Below are 18,104 nucleotides of genomic sequence, written 5' to 3'. Positions count from 1 at the left end.
CAAAAAATAGCGTGAAAACACAAATGGCTTTACACGCTATAGAGACTAGCTCAAAGACTGTCTTGAAAAAACAAAACTAATAAAAATTAAGATTTTAATTTGGAAATCAACACAGAATCTTTGCGGTTAAAAAAAACTTTTAGTAAATCTTACAAATCATTCTCAAAATTATACAAACCGTTGTAAATCTTACTTCGGAAATTTGCATTGTAATACCTTAAAAACGAAAAAACAATGACTCATCAATATATAATTTCAGGAATGTCGTGTAATGGCTGCCGTACCAAAGTCGAAAAAACACTAAATGAAGTTGAAGGAATTCATGCCGAAGTAACGTTAGACCCGCCAGTAGCAGCCATAACAATGGAAAAACATGTTCCAACAGAAAAATTTCAGGAAGTTTTATCTGCTGCTGGAAAATATACTATTGAAATGGATTCTCCTAAAAAAGCCGAATCTACAGTAAAATCATGTTGTTCAGGTCATAAAAAAGAAGATCATACTTCGCATTCTCATAAAAAAGAAAAAATGGTAATTCCTCATAATGCAACGGGAGTTTTTTACTGCCCAATGCATTGCGAAGGCGATAAAACTTATAACAAACCCGGAGACTGTCCGGTTTGCGGAATGGATTTGGTCCCTCAAATAGCAATTGGAACACAATTTACCTGCCCGATGCATCCGGAAGTTATTTCTAATGAGCCGGGCGACTGTCCAATCTGCGGAATGGATTTAGTGCCAATGCAGGCATCAGATTCTGAAGAAAATAAAACCTATACCGACTTATTAAAGAAAATGAAAATTGCGACGTTGTTCACACTTCCTATTTTCATTATTTCAATGTCGGAAATGATTCCTGATAATCCTCTTTTTAAAATCATGTCTATTGAAAAATGGAACTGGGTTCAGTTTCTGTTTTCAATTCCGGTTCTGTTCTACGCCGGATGGATGTTTTTTGTACGCGCCTGGAAATCAATTATTACTTGGAATCTCAATATGTTTACTCTAATTGGAATTGGGACCAGCGTTGCGTTTCTATTCAGCGTTGCGGGAATGTTCTTTCCGGATCTTTTCCCGTCCGAATTTAAATCGCATCACGGAACTATTCATCTTTATTTTGAAGCTGCAACGGTTATTATAACACTGGTTTTATTGGGTCAGCTATTAGAAGCCAAAGCCCACGGACAAACTAACGGTGCGATTAAAGAATTACTAAAATTAGCGCCAACCGAAGCTACTTTGGTTGAAAACGGAACTGATAGAACAATCTCCATTCATGATATTAAAAAAGGGGATTTATTACGAGTAAAACCAGGAGAAAAAATTCCGGTTGACGGAAAAATAACTTCCGGAGAAAGCAGTATTGACGAAGCCATGATTACCGGAGAACCTATTCCGGTTGATAAAAAAACGGGCGATAACGTAATTTCGGGAACTATAAACGGAACAAAATCATTTGTTATGACTGCCGAAAAAGTAGGTTCAGAAACTTTACTTTCGCAGATTATTCAAATGGTAAATGACGCAAGCCGTTCGAGAGCGCCAATTCAAAAACTGGCAGACCGCGTTGCAAAATATTTTGTTCCAACTGTTGTTGCCATTTCTATATTAACTTTTATTATCTGGGCAAAATTTGGCCCTGAACCTTCTTATATCTATGGATTAATAAATGCTATTGCGGTTTTAATAATTGCTTGTCCTTGTGCTTTAGGACTGGCGACTCCAATGTCGGTTATGGTGGGAGTTGGAAAAGGCGCTCAACATGGAATTTTAATCAAAAATGCCGAAGCACTCGAAAACATGAATAAAATTGATGTTTTAATCACCGATAAAACGGGAACAATTACAGAAGGAAAACCAACTGTCGAAAAAATTTATGCGATCGATAATAACGAAGATATTTTATTGCAAAACATTGCTTCACTAAATCAGCACAGCGAACATCCTTTGGCGCAAGCCGTTGTTAATTTTGCGAAAGAAAAAAATCAATCCTTACTTGAAGTTCCGGATTTTGAGGCCGTTGCCGGAAAAGGAGTTTTAGGAACCGTTAATAATTCAAAAATTGCATTAGGAAATAAAAAACTAATGGAACAGATTAAAGCTTCGATTTCTGATAATTTTGAAAGCAAAATTACAGCCGAGCAGAATCTTGGAAAAACAGTTTCATACATCGCCATAAACAATATTGTTGCTGGTTACGTAACCATTACAGATTCCATAAAAGCTAACAGTGCGAAAGCAATTAAAAATTTAATCGATCAGGGTATTGAAGTTATCATGCTTACGGGTGACAATAAAAACACAGCCAAAGCGGTGGCAGATCAGCTTCATTTAAGTTCTTTCAAAGCGGATTGTCTTCCTGAAGAGAAACTGAGAGAAATTGAACGTTTGCAAGCTGAAGGAAAAGTGGTGGCGATGGCCGGCGACGGAATCAACGATGCTCCGGCTTTGGCAAAAGCTGATATTGGAATTGCAATGGGAACCGGAACGGATGTTGCCATTGAAAGTGCTAAAATAACGCTTGTAAAAGGAGATTTAAACGGAATTGTAAAAGCTAAAAAGTTAAGTTTTTCGGTTATGAAAAACATTAAGCAAAATCTGTTTTTTGCTTTTATATACAATGTTTTGGGAGTTCCAGTTGCAGCAGGAATTTTATATCCGGGATTCGGGATTTTGCTTTCGCCGATGTTAGCTGCATTGGCTATGAGTTTAAGTTCGGTTTCGGTAATTGCAAACGCTTTACGATTGCGAAATCTCAACCTTTAAAAAATCAATATGAAACTACATACTATTTTAATTGTCTTTTTAATTGCTTTGAGTGCAAAAGCCCAAAAAGTAGTTCGTTATGATTTACACGTTCGGGACACGATTGTCAATTTTTCGGGAAAAGAAAAACGGGCTCTAACTGTAAACGGGCAAATTCCGATGCCGACATTGACTTTTACGGAAGGTGATATTGCAGAAATTTATGTGCATAACGATTTAAAAAATGAAGATACTGCCCTGCATTGGCACGGATTATTTCTTCCGAATAAAGAAGACGGTGTTCCGTATTTAACGCAAATGCCTATAAAACCTGGAACAACGCACAAATACACTTTCCCTATTATTCAAAATGGAACGTATTGGTATCACAGTCATTCAGGATTACAGGAACAAATTGGTTTGTACGGACTTTTCATTATCAATAAAAAGAAAGACGATACTACCTTTAGAAAAGGGATTGACGATTTGCCGACTGTTCCGGTTATTTTAAGCGAATGGACGGATCTTAAACCGGAGAATGTACAGCGAATGCTTCATAATGCTAACGATTGGTTTGCCATAAAAAAAGGAACAACGCAAAGTTATGCTGAAGCAATTAAAAAAGGTCAGTTTTCAACAAAAGTCACTAACGAATGGAAACGTATGAATGCCATGGATGTGAGTGATGTTTATTATGAAAAGTTTTTAATCAACGGAAAAAATGAAGATCAGCTTTCGCAGTATAAAGCCGGAGATAAAGTTCGATTACGAATTGCAAACGGAGGTGCATCAAGTTATTTCTGGCTGACATATGGCGGTGGAAAAATAACGGTTGTGGCGAGTGACGGAAACGATGTTGAGCCCGTAGAAGTCGACCGTTTGATTATTGCCGTTTCTGAAACTTATGATATCGTGGTTACGATTCCTGAAGATAAAAAATCCTTTGCTTTTTTGGCTACAGCCGAAGACAGAACCGGATCTGCTTCTTTATTTTTAGGCGAAGGAACCAAACAGTCTGTTTCTCATCTTCCCAAATTAAAGTATTTTGAAGGGATGAAAATGATGAACGATATGATGAAGATGAACGGCGAAATGAATGATATGGGTATGAATATGTCGCTGAACAAAATGGACATGAATGCCGTAATGTATCCTGAAATTTCCGGCGAAGAGGAATCTGCAAAAACTGAAGATCATTCGATGCATAATATGGGAGGTATGGAAATGTCTAATGATTCTATCGGAACTTCTGAAATTGTAACACTGAATTACGGAATGCTGAAATCTCCAACCAAAACAACATTGCCAAAAGACGCTCCGGTAAAAGAATTACGTTTTACATTATCTGGAAATATGAACCGTTATGTTTGGAGTTTGGACAACAAAGTCATTTCTGAAACGGATAAAATCTTAATTAAAAAAGGAGAAAATGTCCGAATCGTATTGTACAACGGATCGATGATGCGTCACCCAATGCATTTACATGGACATGATTTCAGAATCATTAATGAACATGGTGATTACTCTCCGCTTAAAAATGTGATTGATATTATGCCAATGGAAACGGATACTATCGAGTTTCAAGCAAATGCGGATGGCGATTGGTTTTTTCATTGCCATATTTTATATCATATGATGGCGGGAATGGGACGTATTTTTAGTTATGAAAATTCGGCTCCGAATCCGTTGATTCATCATCCTGAAATGGCTTACAAAATGCTAAAAATGGACGATCGTATGTTTCACTTTATGGCTGAAAATGATTTTGCTTCAAATGGAAATGACGGAGAAGCGATGTACAGCAACACGCGCTGGAGCATTGGAACAGAATGGAGACTTGGTTATAACGACAAACACGGTTATGAAACGGAAACGCATATTGGCCGATATATTGGGAAAAATCAATGGCTTATGCCTTTTATAGGTTTTGACTGGCGATACCGAAAAATGGGAATGGACGAACAGGAACAAAATCTTTTTGGACAAAAAAACACGAAAGACAATCGCTCGGTTTTCAGCATCGGTGCCGAATATACATTACCAATGTTAGTAAAAGCTCAGGTTGAAATGTATACGGACGGAAATGTGAGAGTTCAATTTGAACGAAAGGATATTCCGCTTTCGAGACGTCTGCGAATGAATTTAATGTGGAATACGGATAAAGAATATATGGCTGGTTTGAAATATATTGCGGGACGAAATTTCGGAATTACAACACATTATGACAGCGATATGGGAATTGGTTTTGGAGTGAATTTGAATTATTAACAATAATTTTAATATTGTTTTGATACGCATTAACTTATCGTTGACAATTTCCAAAACTAAATCGCATTATATTTGAACCAACATCTTCAATCAAAAAACGAAAATTACTAACAACTAAATTTCACAAAAAATGCAAAAATTATTTACTGTTTTAGCCATCGCTTTATTTACAATTGGATTACAAGCTCAGGATACTACACCTGCTAAGAAAGAAAAAGCTAAAAAAGAATCTTGCTGTAAAAAAACAGATGACAAAAAAGACAAAAAATCATGCTGCGCTAAAAAATAATCGCAACATGTATTGATGAATTTAAAAGGTCTCAAATATTTGAGGCCTTTTTTGTTGTGTTTTTTTCGCCACAGATTTCACAGATTAGCACAGATTTTTTTTAAACAAACTTTGTCAAAGTTATTCACTCAGAAATCTTTTTAATCCTTTTAATCTGTGGCAAAAAAACTTAAAAAAACTATTTCACCGTTGCAACATTTCCTGTTCTGGTCAGCACTCCCCAGCTTTGACTTTCGCCTTTTATTGCTCTTCGCAATGCTCTAAATAAAATTACATACATCAATTGTCTGTATACAAATCGCTGCGGAATTAGCCATATTAATTTAGTCAGTCTTTCTTTTTCGAAAATAAAAGCAACCACACTAACCAGCATATCTACAAGCATAAAAGCTATATAGTAAACCAATATTTTATGAAGACTGTCCGGATCATTGAAATTCCAGATTAAGCTCAAAATAAGAACTAAATCTGCCAGAGGCGCAAAGATTGGCAAAACGATTTGAAAAAGAAGAATGTTTGGCAGAGCGACCATTCCTAATCCTTTATATCTTGGGTTAAAACACGCATCCCTGTTTTTCCAGAAAGCCTGTATAATGCCATAACTCCAGCGAAAACGCTGTTTCATAAATTCTTTCAAACTTTCTGGAGCTTCTGTTACCGCAACGGCCTCAATGCAGTTTATAATACGATAATCGTTTCTTAAAATCCGAATCGTTAAATCGCAGTCTTCAGCAAGTGTATCGGTTGTAAAACCTCCTGCTTTTTCTATTGCTTCTTTCTTAAAAGCGCCAATTGCTCCGGGAACAACCGTAATTCCGTTTATTAAATCAAAAGCCCTGCGGTCAAAATTTTGTGCTGTTGTGTATTCAATACTCTGCCATTTGGTAAGCATTGTATTTTCGTTTCCTACTTTTACATTTCCCGCAATGGCGCCAATTTCTTCATTATTTTCTAACTGAATGGTAAATCCTTTCATTAATTGCGAAATAGCATCGGTTTTTAGCTGCGTATCGGCATCTATACAAACAACATATTCATTTTCGGTTAATTTAATTCCGTAGTTTAAGGCAGATGCTTTTCCTCCGTTAGGCTTGGTATTAACTTTTACTTTCGGGTTATTGGCAAAAGCTTCATTAATCATAGCGAAAGTTTTGTCTTTAGATCCATCATCTACAAAAACAATATCAAAATCAGGATAATCCTGACCCAATAAATTTTCGATTGTTTTTACTGCATTTATTTCTTCATTATAAGCCGGAACAATAATGCTCACTTTTGGAAGAACTTCACTAGATGGCTTATAAACAGGCGGATATTTGTGATCTTTCCACTTTTTTATAAAAGCCATAACAGCCATTAATGCAATTCGGAAAAAACCCAGAAAAATAGCAACCCAAAAAGTAGCCGTAATAAAATGTCCAAACCAATATCCGAAATCAAAAATTAAATTATCGACTGTAATAAAAGGCCCTTCTGCTTTTGGCATGATTTCGTCTTTGGTTTTACCAAGCAAATGAGCAACAGTTGTAAACTGAATATGTCTGTCTTTAAAATATTTAATAATTCGGGGCAGAGCAGCAACTGTAGCTTCTCTGTTTCCTCCGGCATCGTGAAGCAGGATAATTCCTTTATCGGGATTTGCTTCATATTGTTTTATGGTTCGAATATAGACAGAATCGGCACTGACGCCTTTTTCCCAATCATTTGGGTCGATACTTTCTCCAACGGTATAATAATTTTGTGCTTTGCTTAAGGCAATTGGTTTCAGTTCGGCTTCTGTTGTGGGTTCAGCATCTGCATTATAAGGCGCTCTAAAAAGCACGGTACTTTTTCCGGTAACGGCTTCGATTAATAACCGGGTCGTTTCCATTTCTTTCGCAGCCCTTTCCGGACTTACCAAAGCAATATTTGGATGCGTAAAAGTATGATTTCCTATTTCGTGGCCTTCTTTATAAATTCTTTGCAGCAGCGGAATATTATTTTCTCCCTGAATGCCAATCACAAAAAATACTGCCGGTACTTTTTCTCTTTTTAAAATATCTAAAATCTGTGGGGTATAAACAGGATCCGGCCCGTCATCAAAAGTTAAAATAACTTGTTTGTTTACGTTTCCAAATTTGCTGATTACGTATTTTGTTGGTAATTCTACATATTTCTGTTCTGTAATAATATCATCATCTTTATCGATTTCCAGTTCTATTTTTCCTGGTGCTGGATCGGCAATAACATTTAATATTTCGCCGTCACCAATATAAGCGGGACTTTCTATTCGTGTATTGACACGTTTCATTACATTAAAGTCAAGAGGCTTTTTATTGATGCTTTCGTTTGTTAAGCTGCGCTGATAAAAGCTCCACAAACGCTGATCTTCGCTTCCTAAACGCCACAAAGCAGTTCCTCCCAAACCATATTCGTCACTAAACCTTATGGTATTAAAATTAGTGGCGGCATCTTCAAAATTAACCACATGTTTTTTACCATTACCATCGGTATAATTAAAAGAGTTACTATAACTGTTATTATCAAATTTTATCACGGCATTATGCTGTTTTGCAATGGCAATTGCCTGATCGTAGGTTATGGTTTCTCCTTCTTGTTTTTCCTGCCAGTCGTAACCATAACCAGCAAAACAAAGAATAATTTTATCTGACGGAATTTCCTGCGCAGTTTTATCTACTATGCGTTCTATCCATTTTTGACTGCTTACATCTCCCGGAACACTGCTGGCATAATGTTCATCATAAGCCATCAAAAACATGTAGTCATTGTATTGTGCCAATGCTTTTACGTTAAAATCATCGTCTGATGCCATAATATCCTGCGAAACAAGATAACCCAGCGGATGCAGTTTTTCATATAAGGCTTTTTGAAAAGCGATTATGGGTTCATCGCTGTTTTCTTTAAATTCCTCAAAGTCAATATTTATCCCCTGTAAATCATATTTTTTTAATGCTTTTGCAATGTCATTAATTAGTCTTTCTCTTTTATTTGTATCGTGAAGAATGCGATGAATAAGATCGCCGTCAAATTCTCCTTCACCTAAAGATTCGTTAATGTTGTTAATTAACGGAAGGATTTTTACTTTTCCTTTTTTCATTGCTTTCAATGCTGCCGTATCAATTTCTGTTCGCAGCAAATCTGTTTTGGGATCAATAAAAAACCATTCCGGAACGACCATATTGAGTTTATCAATATTTTTTTGCAGTGAAAATAAACTCTGCGGATCCCAGTCTACATAAAAAGCAGCCCGAACCTCAGCAGCTGTTTTTGGTGCGATTGGTTGTTTTCGTAATTTATCTATTTTAGTTTTTTCTCTTAAGAAATAATCAAACCCTTTAAACTTTTTGAGTTCTTTATCACTTAAATCTTTTGGTGTAACAGGGTTTTCTAAACTATGTCCGGCTCGGCTGCTGTTAGCCAAAAGCGGTAAAGGCGGTTTTAATCCTCTTTTTAAAGTGATGAAAAAAATTGGAACCATTAAAATAAGAAGAAACAAAATAAGCCGGCTTGACCATTGAAAAGTTCTCCAGCGTTTTTGGGTAACCGTCTGAAATATTTGTTTTTTATCATCCATATACTTTACTTTTTTAGGTAAATGCTATAAATATTTATCATACTTTACAGCTTAATTTGAATGTAAAACTATTATTACTAAATGAAGATCAAATTAATATGCAGAATTTTTATAATGGGAATTACAGAATAAAATTACAAAAGAAAAACTCAACAAAACAACAAAAAGTACTGATTAACAAATAAATACAAATAAAAAAGACCTCAATTGCCTGAGGTCTTTCTTTATGTTTGTTTTTGCCGCAGATTAAAAGGATTAACACTGATTTTTTCTATACATAAACTTTGTCAAAGTTCTTCAAACTGAAATCCTTTTAATCTTTTTAATCTGTGGCAAAAAAACTAGAAAAATTATTTCAATCTAACGCTCCATTCAAAATCCATTTCAGAAACCTGAACGCCTTCTTCATTAGTTCCAATAGATTTCATCCAGAAGGTTTGCCCTTCGCCTGTTGCAATGGTCTGCTTAATGGCTTCAGCAATTAAATGTCCGTCATTGCAGACAAAAGTTATTCTTCCAGTTGCTTTTTTTGTGAAGTTTCCTTTATTATTTGCAACCAGCATTGAGATTTTTTTACCGCTTTGCTGAATTTGAGAAATAACCAAAGCTCCGGTTGTTAACTCGGCAGCCATTGCCTGAACTGCAAAATACATTGAATTAAAAGGGTTTTGATTGATCCAGCGGTGTTTTACACTTACTACACATCTGTCTTTGTCGATTGCTTTTACGCGTACGCCACAAAAGTATGCCGACGGTAATTTGAATAATACAAATTTGTTAAGTTTAGATACAGATATTGCCATTTGATATATTTTTTATGTAAAAATACAAAAAAACTATGCATGCACAATAAATTGATATTACTTTATAAAACTATCAGTAAAATCAATACTTTACAGTGATTTTCAGTTATTTATATTTCTTAAATTCACTTTGATTTTGTTAATATTTTGTTAATATTTGGTACTATGCAAAACAAGATACTGTCTTTTAGATATATATTTGCATAAGAAATTACTATATACTTTTAATCATGCAATCATCAACACCACTCATCATGGAAAAATCATCAGAAAAGAATACTTCGGCATTTGCCCATTTAAGTACATTAAGTCAATACATTATTCCGTTTGGAAATTATATTTTTCCAATCATCATTTGGTCAAGCTATAAAGACAAATCGGAGTTTGTAGATCATCACGGAAAACAAGCTTTGAACTTTCAGTTAAGTTTATTGCTTTACACGTTAATTCTGGCTTTAATCGCAATCCCGATTTTTGTTACGGTTTTTTTACAAAACCTTCCAATCGAAGCTGTTTTTAATGACAATGAAGATTTCTACATCAGAAATTTCAATTTTGACGGAAACATTGGCCTATTAAGTATTGGCGCTACGGCAGTAGTACTTTTTGGACTTTTAAAATTTGTTGAATTCTTTTTAGTGATTTATGCTTCTATAAAAGCTTCAAACGGAGAATTATACAAATATCCGCTAACGATTCCTTTTATAAAGTAACACTTCGATTTCGCTCAGTGTGACAAAAAGATTAAAGGTTATAGCACAAAAAACAATCAATCATCAATCAATTATCATCAATCAAAAAACGAATTGTTCAATCTAAAAAAAACAAAATGAAATTATGAACATTGAAAACACAAAAGCACAGATGCGCAAAGGTGTTCTTGAGTTTTGCATCTTATCAGTATTAAAAGAAAAAGACGCATATACATCTGAAATATTAGACACTTTAAAAAACGCAAAATTACTAGTTGTAGAGGGAACAGTTTATCCTCTTTTAACTAGATTGAAAAACGACGGTTTACTAAATTATCGATGGGAAGAATCGACATCCGGACCACCAAGAAAATATTATGGATTAACCGAAATAGGGCAGACATTTTTAAACGAACTTAGCGGTACCTGGACAGAATTGTCTGACGCTGTAAAACTAATCACCAATCAAAATCAATAAGTCATGAACAAAACAGTAAATATTAACTTAGGCGGTATGTTTTTTCACATCGATGAAGATGCATATTTAAAATTAACACGCTATTTTGACGCTATAAAACGATCACTTAACAATTCATCTGGACAAGATGAAATTATTAAAGATATCGAAATGCGTGTTTCTGAATTATTAACAGAAAAACAAAAAAGCGAGAAACATGTTGTTGGACTGAAAGACGTTGACGAAGTGATTGCAGTAATGGGACAACCTGAAGATTACATCATTGACGAGGAAGAAAAATCGAATCAGTCTTTTAAAAATTATAGCGGAAGAAGTCACAAAAAATTATACCGTGACAAAGAAAATGGTATGATTGGCGGTGTTGCAACCGGTCTGGCCCACTATTTTGGAATTGACGCTGTATGGATTAAAATCGTGTTCTTAATATTTGTTTTTGCAGGTTTTGGAACTGGGATTTTAGCTTATTTCGTTCTTTGGATTGTAACTCCTGAGGCGGTTACAACTTCTGAAAAACTTGAAATGACTGGAGAACCGGTTACAATTTCGAACATTGAAAAAAAAGTTCGTGAGGAAATAGATTCATTGTCTGAAAAATTTAAAAATGCAGATTATGACAAAATGGGAAACCAGGTAAAGTCGGGAGCTGAGAGAATAAGTAGTTCATTTGGAGACTTTGTTATGACGGTTTTTAAAATCTTTGCTAAATTTTTAGGGATAATTTTAATCATGTCAGGAATTGCCGTTTTAATCATGTTATTGATTGGGGTTTTTACTTTAGGAACTAATGCTTTTGTTGATTTTCCCTGGCAGAATTTTGTTGAAGCCGGAAACTTTACAGAATACCCACTTTGGTCTTTTGGTTTATTAATGCTTTTTGCCGTTGGGATTCCGTTTTTCTTCTTAACATTATTAGGATTTAAATTGTTGTCTCCAAACCTAAAATCAATCGGAAACATTACTAAATATACATTGCTTGCCGTATGGATTATCGCTATTGCAATAGCAATTAGTATTGGAATTAAACAGGCTACAGAAATCTCTCGAGATAATAAAGTGGTCGAAAAGAAAACAATTGCCATTACACCAAAAGATACTTTGTATGTAAAATTCAGATACAACGATTATTACGCTAAAGATTTATATCGTCATGGAGATTTTCAATTTGTACAGGATTCAGCAGGTAATGATTTAATTTACTCTACAGATGTTCGTTTACATGTTTTACGTACTGATGAAGCTTCTCCTTATATTCAGATAGAAAAAAGCGCAAGAGGAAATTCATTTACTAATGCTAAAAAAAGAGCAGAAAAAATCAATTTTAAGTACCAGGTTAACGGAAATCGTTTAATTTTGGATAATTATTTTCTGACTGATGTTAAAAATAAATTTAGAGGTCAGGAAGTAGATGTATTCTTATATTTACCAGAAGGTCAATTATTTAAACCAGATGCATCTATACAAGATTACGATGATTCTGAAGATGATTTCTTCAACCTGCACTTCAGCGGAAATTACAATTATAAAGTAGAAGGTTCAAAAATTAAATGTTTGAACTGCCCTGCAGAAGAAATTGACGATGAAGATAATGATGGAAATTATAATGAAGAAAATCATATTGAAAGTGATACTGTAAAAGAAGTTTCTATTAAAATAAACGGAAAAGAGGTCCTAAACGGAAAAAAAACTAACGGAAAGTTAACCACTGATAAAAACGGAGTTATAATTAAAATTAACTAAGCCATGATAAAAATAATCATTCATATTACGAAATTTATTATTGCCACAATTACTGCACTATTGTTTGCTTCATGTAATAACTTAAACCTGAACACCATTGAAGGCAGCGGCAATGTAACAACTGAAAAAAGAATTATTCAGGGAGATTTTAAAAACATCGAAGTGAGCAATGCAATAGATTTAGTTATTCAGCAATCTGATTCGGTAGACATTACAGTTGAAGCTGATGATAATATTCAGAAAGAAATCATTACAAAAGTCGAAAACGGAACTTTGGTAATTAAATGTAAATTCAGTTCTTTCCGTAATGTCAGCATGAAAAAAGTAACGGTAAAAATGCCTCATATTGGTAAAATAGAAGCATCGAGCGCCGCAAGTGTTTCAAGTAAAAATGCTCTTCAGGGAGAAAACATAGAGTTGGAAACGTCAAGTGCAGCATCGATGCATGTAGATGTAGAGTCTGATAATATTTCTTGTAATTCAAGCAGCGGAAGCTCAATTGACATTAAAGGAAAAGCATTAAAAGTGCAAACTTCAGCTTCTAGCGGATCTTCAATCGAAGCCGGAAAATTATTAGCAAATGATGTTGATGCCGAAGTTTCAAGCGGGTCAGTGATAAGCGTTCATCCTATTTTAAGTCTGAAAGCCCAAGCAAGCAGCGGTGGAAATATTAACTACAATAATGTTCCAAAAACGATCAATAAAGAGACAAGTTCCGGAGGAAGCGTTAGTCAGAGCTAACATTTTTTAACTGTTAAATATAAAAGAAATCATTCATCTAAAGTGGATGATTTTTTTATATTTGCCAAAATCAAATCTAAAATAAATGAAAAAAAATACAGCCCTGTTCCTATTGCTTTTGGTTACAACATTAACATTTGCTCAAAAAAGAGAAAAAATAAAAGGTTCTAAAATTGTAATTACTTCAATTAAAGAAGCAGGAAGTTTTGATGCCCTTGAAGTCGATGATAATATAGAAGTTTATCTTGAAAAAGGAGAAAAAAACGAAATAAAAATTGAAGCCGATGACAATCTTCATGAAATCATTGGAATGGACTTAAGAGATAAAACGCTTCGTTTATATACATCAAAAGAAAGTACTATTTTTAAAAAACTTTCGGTAAAAGTTACTTACACCAGTTCATTAACGAAAGTAATTGCAAAAAATGAAGCAAAAATTTATGCCATTCAGGAAGTTCAATTAGACGATATTACATTTAATAGTGTCGATTATTCTAAATTATACCTGAATGTTAATTCAAAAAAATTCAGTTTAATTGCTGATGACAAATCAAAAACAGAATTAAACTTAAAAGCTGAAGACGGAAGTTTGCAATTGAGCAAAAGTGCTTCGATTAAAACTCTGGTTTCTGCTATTAAATTTAAATGTGATTTGTACCAAAAAGCAAATGCAGCTATTGAAGGAATTGCCGAAAAAGCTACTATTCGTTTAGATAATAATTCGGTTTTCACCGGAACAAAGTTTACTTTGAAAGATGCTAATGTAACTGCCGAAAACAATTCTGTTGGAAGCATTTTAGCCGAAACAACTGTTTCTATTGCAGTTGGGGATAAAGCAGAATTATCTTTATTTGGAAATCCAAAAATTGAATTAACCCGCTTTTCTGAAGAAGCTAAACTGATTAAGAAGATTAAATAATTTGTTTCAGGTTTTCTTTGTTTCAGGTTTCAGGTTGAAATTAGGGACGTTAATTATAAAAAAATCCCAATCTAAAATTTAGATTGGGATTTTTTATTTTAAGTTTTACGCTCCAATAACTTGAAACAAGAAACCTGAAACTTTTAACTTACTCCTTTGAAGCTAAATAACGCTCTGCATCAAGTGCAGCCATACAACCCGTACCTGCGGCAGTAATTGCCTGGCGGTAAACGTGGTCTGCAGCATCTCCGGCAACGAAAACACCTGCTACATTTGTATTAGAAGTTCCTGGTGTATTTACGATATATCCAGTTTCATCAAGAGTGATGTAATCTTTAAAAATATCTGTGTTTGGTTTGTGACCAATTGCTACGAAAAATCCTGTTGCTGGAATTTCAATAGTCTCACCAGTTGTTTTATTTAATGCTTTAATAGCGTGAACAACGTTATTGTCACCAAGAACTTCAACAGTATCGTGATTCATTAAAATCTCGATATTTTCTGTTTTACGAACGCGTTCTTCCATAATTTTTGAAGCTCTGAATTTCTCGCTTCTTACCAACATCGTTACTTTTTTACAAAGTTTAGATAAGTAATGTGCCTCTTCACAAGCAGAATCTCCTGCTCCAACAATTACAACTTCTTGGTTACGGTAGAAAAATCCGTCGCAGACAGCGCAGGCAGAAACACCGCCGCCCATATTTAAATAGTGCTGTTCTGATGGTAATCCTAAATATTTAGCTGTAGCACCTGTAGAAATAATAACAGTTTCACAGTGCAATTCGATTGTATCGTTAATCCAAACTTTATGAATATCTCCAGAAAAATCAACCTTTGTAGCCCATCCATCACGGATATCAGCTCCAAAACGTTTTGCTTGTTCTTGTAACTGAACCATCATTTCCGGTCCTGTAACACCATCAACATAACCAGGGAAATTTTCTACTTCATTAGTCGTTGTCAATTGACCCCCAGGCTGCATACCCTGATATAAAACCGGATTCATGTTTGCTCTGGCCGCATAAATTGCTGCAGTATAACCTGCAGGGCCAGAACCTATAATAAGGCATTTAATTTTTTCGATTGTATCTGACATAATGTGTATTGTTTTTTTGTGATGCAAATGTAAACTTTATTATAAAAAATAACACCGAAAATAAATCTGAAATAGCTATCTCAAAATAAGTTTTATTTATTTTCATTTTTTCCTTTCGTAAACAAATTTTATTACTATATTTGCATCCGCTTACGGGCATTACAATAAATACATCTTCGGGGTGTAGCGTAGCCCGGTTATCGCGCCTGCTTTGGGAGCAGGAGGCCGCAGGTTCGAATCCTGCCACCCCGACAAAAGTCTTTTCATTTACTTGGAAAGACTTTTTTTTTGCCTTAAACTAAAATAAAATAGAACGGTTATCACGTCTCGATTAAAAATCGGGAAGACCACAGCTTCTCCCGAAAGTTTTCGGGACTGCCACCCCGACAAAAGTCTTTTCATTTACTTGGAAAGACTTTTTTTGCTTTAAACTAAAACAGAACGGTTATAGCTTCTTGATTAAAAATCGGGAAAATCGCAGAATACAAAAGATTGTTTCCACACAAGACAAGATGCCGATATGTGCAAATCCTATGGTTTAGCCGCTGCCGTTAATATTTAACAAGCGAGGTAGCTTTTTGATACAAAAGGATACCATAGTATGGCGAAGTTTTAATGAGGTTTGCAGATGAAATTTTTTATTGCATGACAAACTGAATAGGAATAGTTAAACTAGTTTGCTTTTAAAATCTGGGACTTTTAGAGTCTCCCTTCTTATTCTTATAAATACATTAATGACATTTTTACTAAAAAATATTTTTTATGAAGACCCAGGTTCTGACAATTAAAACCTATGACGACCACAAACTTTGGAATAAACTTAAAGCGGGTGACGAAAAGTCGTTTTCTCTGCTTTTTGAAAAGTACTATGGTGATTTAATTAAATATGGAAACTCATTTTCTCCTTTTGCTGAAAGAGTTCAGGATTGTGTTCAGGACGTATTTGTAGATGTTTGGTTATATCGTGAGTCCCTGCAAGAGCCAAATGTGGTAAAGGCTTATTTATTGTCAAGTGTACGAAAGAGAATTGCACGTATGTACGAACGGGATCATTTTTTAAGAAATACTACAACTACAGCTTCAATTGAATTTCTTTTTGATTTTTCGATTGAGAAAGAACTTATTGATGATGAAATAACAGCAGAAAGAGTTTTCTATCTCAATAAATTATTAAACGATTTACCCCCACGTCAAAAAGAGGCTTTATTTTTAAGGTATAATCAGGGGCTCGGTGTAGAAGAGATTGCAGAAATGTTAGACGTTAATTATCAATCGGCAAATAATCTTTTGCATCGCGGATTACTTAAACTTCGCAAAGAATGGAAAGGAAATCTTCCGATTATTGCATTACTGTCTTCAGGTCTTTTTAAATTTATTTAAAAAAAAATATAATTGGTGAGTATTTAATAACAAAGCCGCCCTCTGTGTTTTTGTAACCTTATTTTATAGATGCAAAAACGTAATTATTATATCGAAATTGAAGATTTCTTATCTGATGAATCATTCCAAACATGGATTTTGTCCAAAGTTGATGAACAAGGCTGGGAAGAATGGACTTTAGAAAATCAACAACGTGCCAAATTAGTTGAAGATGCCCGGCTTTTATTACTGGCAATGAAAGTACCTGCTATTGTTTCTTCTTCAGAACTAAAAACTGCATTACAATTAACATGGGTTAAAATTGAAGATTCAGAAAACACCCATAAATCTGCTAAAAGCAATACCAGCATCTACTTAAAAAAATATTGGTTAACAGGAGTTGCCGCTACTATGTTTTTTGCCTTTTTATCTATTTGGTTTTACAAAGATCAATCACAAACCAATCATACTGTAGTTACATATAAGGAACTTGTTAATGATAATAAAGAAGGACTTGTTGAGCAAACAAATAATTCTAACAAGCCTCAGGTAATTACCCTATCCGATGGCAGTTCTGTCATATTAGAACCCAATAGTAAATTAAGTTATCCAAAAATCTTTACAGGAAACGAAAGGAAAGTTTATTTATCCGGTGAAGGCTTCTTCGAAATTAGTAAAAATCCCCATAAACCCTTTTTTGTTTACGCAAACGAAATTATTACAAAAGTAGTTGGTACAAGTTTTCGTGTAAAGGCTTACTCGGACCGGCCAAATATTGAAGTGCTTGTTCGTACAGGCAAAGTCAGGGTAAGTTCAAATGAATTGGCTGCAGATTCAGACCTGAAAAAGGAGGTTGTTTTACTTCCTAATGAAGCCCTGCGCTTTTTTAGAAGTGATTTCAGTTTCAATAAGATCACTAATATCACAGAAGACAAAACATTGGCAAGTAAAGCTGGCAATATTGAACAATTGAGTTTTGAATTTACTGATATTCCTGTAAATCAAATTCTTAAAACAATAGAACAGGCATATCTGATCAAAATTGATTTTCCTAAGAATAAATTAAAAAATTGTCATTTAACAGCTTCATTAAGTGACGAGCCATTATCAGAAAAACTTAAAATTATTTGTAAAAGTATTGGCAGTGATACCAATTTTGAAATGAATGGAAATCAAATTATAATAACCTCACAAGGCTGCTATTAAGCAACATACAATCAAACTCAATATATAAACTTTAATAAAACTCAATTTTTGCCTATGTGACAAAACTATATTAAAAAAAGTGTCGAAATGTTGCAACATTTCGACACTTGATAAAATAAAATAACTCTCTGGAAAGAGTCATTTTATTGTGTTTCTAAAAAATACGCTTGAACAGTATTAATCAAAACAAATCAAAA

Annotated in this window: 13 protein-coding genes and 1 tRNA gene; 11 read left to right on the top strand and 3 right to left on the bottom strand. The window is 34.3% G+C overall.

Going from position 1 to position 18,104, the window contains the following annotated elements; all coding sequences use genetic code 11:
* Positions 1-234: 234 nt before the first annotated feature.
* From LUU93_RS10525 to LUU93_RS10515, 3 genes are all read left to right on the top strand, one after another.
* The gene (locus tag LUU93_RS10525; RefSeq protein ID WP_232680976.1) at positions 235-2,766 is read left to right on the top strand and encodes a heavy metal translocating P-type ATPase; all 2,532 of its coding nucleotides are present in this window, start codon (positions 235-237) and stop codon (positions 2,764-2,766) included.
* 9 nt (positions 2,767-2,775) lie between these two features.
* Positions 2,776-5,013 carry a multicopper oxidase family protein gene (locus LUU93_RS10520; protein WP_232680975.1) on the top strand — a complete coding sequence of 746 codons (2,238 nt, stop codon included), beginning with the start codon at positions 2,776-2,778 and terminating at the stop codon, positions 5,011-5,013.
* A 130-nt stretch (positions 5,014-5,143) separates the two neighbouring features.
* The gene (locus tag LUU93_RS10515; protein ID WP_232680973.1) at positions 5,144-5,302 is read left to right on the top strand and encodes a hypothetical protein; all 159 of its coding nucleotides are present in this window, start codon (positions 5,144-5,146) and stop codon (positions 5,300-5,302) included.
* 178 nt (positions 5,303-5,480) lie between these two features.
* On the opposite strand, the gene LUU93_RS10510 is transcribed toward LUU93_RS10515, so the two are convergent.
* Both LUU93_RS10510 and LUU93_RS10505 read right to left on the bottom strand, forming a co-directional pair.
* The gene (locus LUU93_RS10510) at positions 5,481-8,876 is read right to left on the bottom strand and encodes a trifunctional glycoside hydrolase family 18/polysaccharide deacetylase/glycosyltransferase family 2 protein (RefSeq protein ID WP_232680971.1); all 3,396 of its coding nucleotides are present in this window, start codon (positions 8,874-8,876) and stop codon (positions 5,481-5,483) included.
* A 350-nt stretch (positions 8,877-9,226) separates the two neighbouring features.
* Positions 9,227-9,679, bottom strand: coding sequence for a DUF4442 domain-containing protein (locus tag LUU93_RS10505; protein WP_232680970.1), 453 nt, complete (start codon positions 9,677-9,679; stop codon positions 9,227-9,229).
* Positions 9,680-9,933: 254 nt separating this feature from the next.
* Here LUU93_RS10505 and LUU93_RS10500 point away from each other — a divergent pair, with 254 nt between their 5' ends.
* The 5 genes from LUU93_RS10500 (at position 9,934) to LUU93_RS10480 (ending at position 14,246) form a co-directional block, all read left to right on the top strand.
* Positions 9,934-10,392, top strand: coding sequence for a DUF4870 domain-containing protein (locus LUU93_RS10500; protein WP_232680969.1), 459 nt, complete (start codon positions 9,934-9,936; stop codon positions 10,390-10,392).
* A gap of 124 nt (positions 10,393-10,516) precedes the next feature.
* Positions 10,517-10,849, top strand: a complete 333-nt coding sequence (locus tag LUU93_RS10495) for a PadR family transcriptional regulator (protein WP_017498072.1) — start codon at positions 10,517-10,519, stop codon at positions 10,847-10,849.
* Positions 10,850-10,852: 3 nt separating this feature from the next.
* Positions 10,853-12,586, top strand: coding sequence for a PspC domain-containing protein (locus tag LUU93_RS10490; protein WP_232680967.1), 1,734 nt, complete (start codon positions 10,853-10,855; stop codon positions 12,584-12,586).
* Positions 12,587-12,589: 3 nt separating this feature from the next.
* The gene (locus LUU93_RS10485) at positions 12,590-13,327 is read left to right on the top strand and encodes a head GIN domain-containing protein (protein WP_232680964.1); all 738 of its coding nucleotides are present in this window, start codon (positions 12,590-12,592) and stop codon (positions 13,325-13,327) included.
* A gap of 85 nt (positions 13,328-13,412) precedes the next feature.
* Positions 13,413-14,246, top strand: a complete 834-nt coding sequence (locus tag LUU93_RS10480) for a GIN domain-containing protein (RefSeq protein ID WP_232680963.1) — start codon at positions 13,413-13,415, stop codon at positions 14,244-14,246.
* Positions 14,247-14,394: 148 nt separating this feature from the next.
* On the opposite strand, the gene trxB is transcribed toward LUU93_RS10480, so the two are convergent.
* The gene (trxB, locus tag LUU93_RS10475) at positions 14,395-15,342 is read right to left on the bottom strand and encodes a thioredoxin-disulfide reductase (RefSeq protein WP_232680961.1); all 948 of its coding nucleotides are present in this window, start codon (positions 15,340-15,342) and stop codon (positions 14,395-14,397) included.
* A 177-nt stretch (positions 15,343-15,519) separates the two neighbouring features.
* Here trxB and LUU93_RS10470 point away from each other — a divergent pair.
* From LUU93_RS10470 to LUU93_RS10460, 3 genes are all read left to right on the top strand, one after another.
* A tRNA-Pro gene (locus tag LUU93_RS10470) sits at positions 15,520-15,594 on the top strand.
* 510 nt (positions 15,595-16,104) lie between these two features.
* Entirely contained in the window at positions 16,105-16,722 is a 618-nt protein-coding gene (locus tag LUU93_RS10465) for an RNA polymerase sigma factor (RefSeq protein WP_232680960.1), read from the top strand.
* Between the two features lie 69 nt (positions 16,723-16,791).
* Positions 16,792-17,907, top strand: coding sequence for a FecR family protein (locus tag LUU93_RS10460; RefSeq protein WP_232680958.1), 1,116 nt, complete (start codon positions 16,792-16,794; stop codon positions 17,905-17,907).
* The last annotated feature ends 197 nt before the right edge of the window (positions 17,908-18,104 follow it).

The organism is Flavobacterium soyae, from assembly GCF_021245985.1.
GTDB lineage: Bacteria > Bacteroidota > Bacteroidia > Flavobacteriales > Flavobacteriaceae > Flavobacterium > Flavobacterium soyae.
Note: the sequence above shows the minus strand (reverse complement) of the source record. Positions and strands in the feature narration are given on the sequence as shown.

What these genes read in the sequence shown, in the direction of transcription:
- LUU93_RS10525 (WP_232680976.1), top strand. Translation starts at nt 235, where the DNA reads ATGACTCATCAATATATAATTTCAGGAATGTCGTGTAATGGCTGCCGT.
- LUU93_RS10520 (WP_232680975.1), top strand. Translation starts at nt 2,776, where the DNA reads ATGAAACTACATACTATTTTAATTGTCTTTTTAATTGCTTTGAGTGCA.
- LUU93_RS10515 (WP_232680973.1), top strand. Translation starts at nt 5,144, where the DNA reads ATGCAAAAATTATTTACTGTTTTAGCCATCGCTTTATTTACAATTGGA.
- LUU93_RS10510 (WP_232680971.1), bottom strand. Translation starts at nt 8,876, where the DNA reads ATGGATGATAAAAAACAAATATTTCAGACGGTTACCCAAAAACGCTGG.
- LUU93_RS10505 (WP_232680970.1), bottom strand. Translation starts at nt 9,679, where the DNA reads ATGGCAATATCTGTATCTAAACTTAACAAATTTGTATTATTCAAATTA.
- LUU93_RS10500 (WP_232680969.1), top strand. Translation starts at nt 9,934, where the DNA reads ATGGAAAAATCATCAGAAAAGAATACTTCGGCATTTGCCCATTTAAGT.
- LUU93_RS10495 (WP_017498072.1), top strand. Translation starts at nt 10,517, where the DNA reads ATGAACATTGAAAACACAAAAGCACAGATGCGCAAAGGTGTTCTTGAG.
- LUU93_RS10490 (WP_232680967.1), top strand. Translation starts at nt 10,853, where the DNA reads ATGAACAAAACAGTAAATATTAACTTAGGCGGTATGTTTTTTCACATC.
- LUU93_RS10485 (WP_232680964.1), top strand. Translation starts at nt 12,590, where the DNA reads ATGATAAAAATAATCATTCATATTACGAAATTTATTATTGCCACAATT.
- LUU93_RS10480 (WP_232680963.1), top strand. Translation starts at nt 13,413, where the DNA reads ATGAAAAAAAATACAGCCCTGTTCCTATTGCTTTTGGTTACAACATTA.
- trxB (WP_232680961.1), bottom strand. Translation starts at nt 15,342, where the DNA reads ATGTCAGATACAATCGAAAAAATTAAATGCCTTATTATAGGTTCTGGC.
- LUU93_RS10465 (WP_232680960.1), top strand. Translation starts at nt 16,105, where the DNA reads ATGAAGACCCAGGTTCTGACAATTAAAACCTATGACGACCACAAACTT.
- LUU93_RS10460 (WP_232680958.1), top strand. Translation starts at nt 16,792, where the DNA reads ATGCAAAAACGTAATTATTATATCGAAATTGAAGATTTCTTATCTGAT.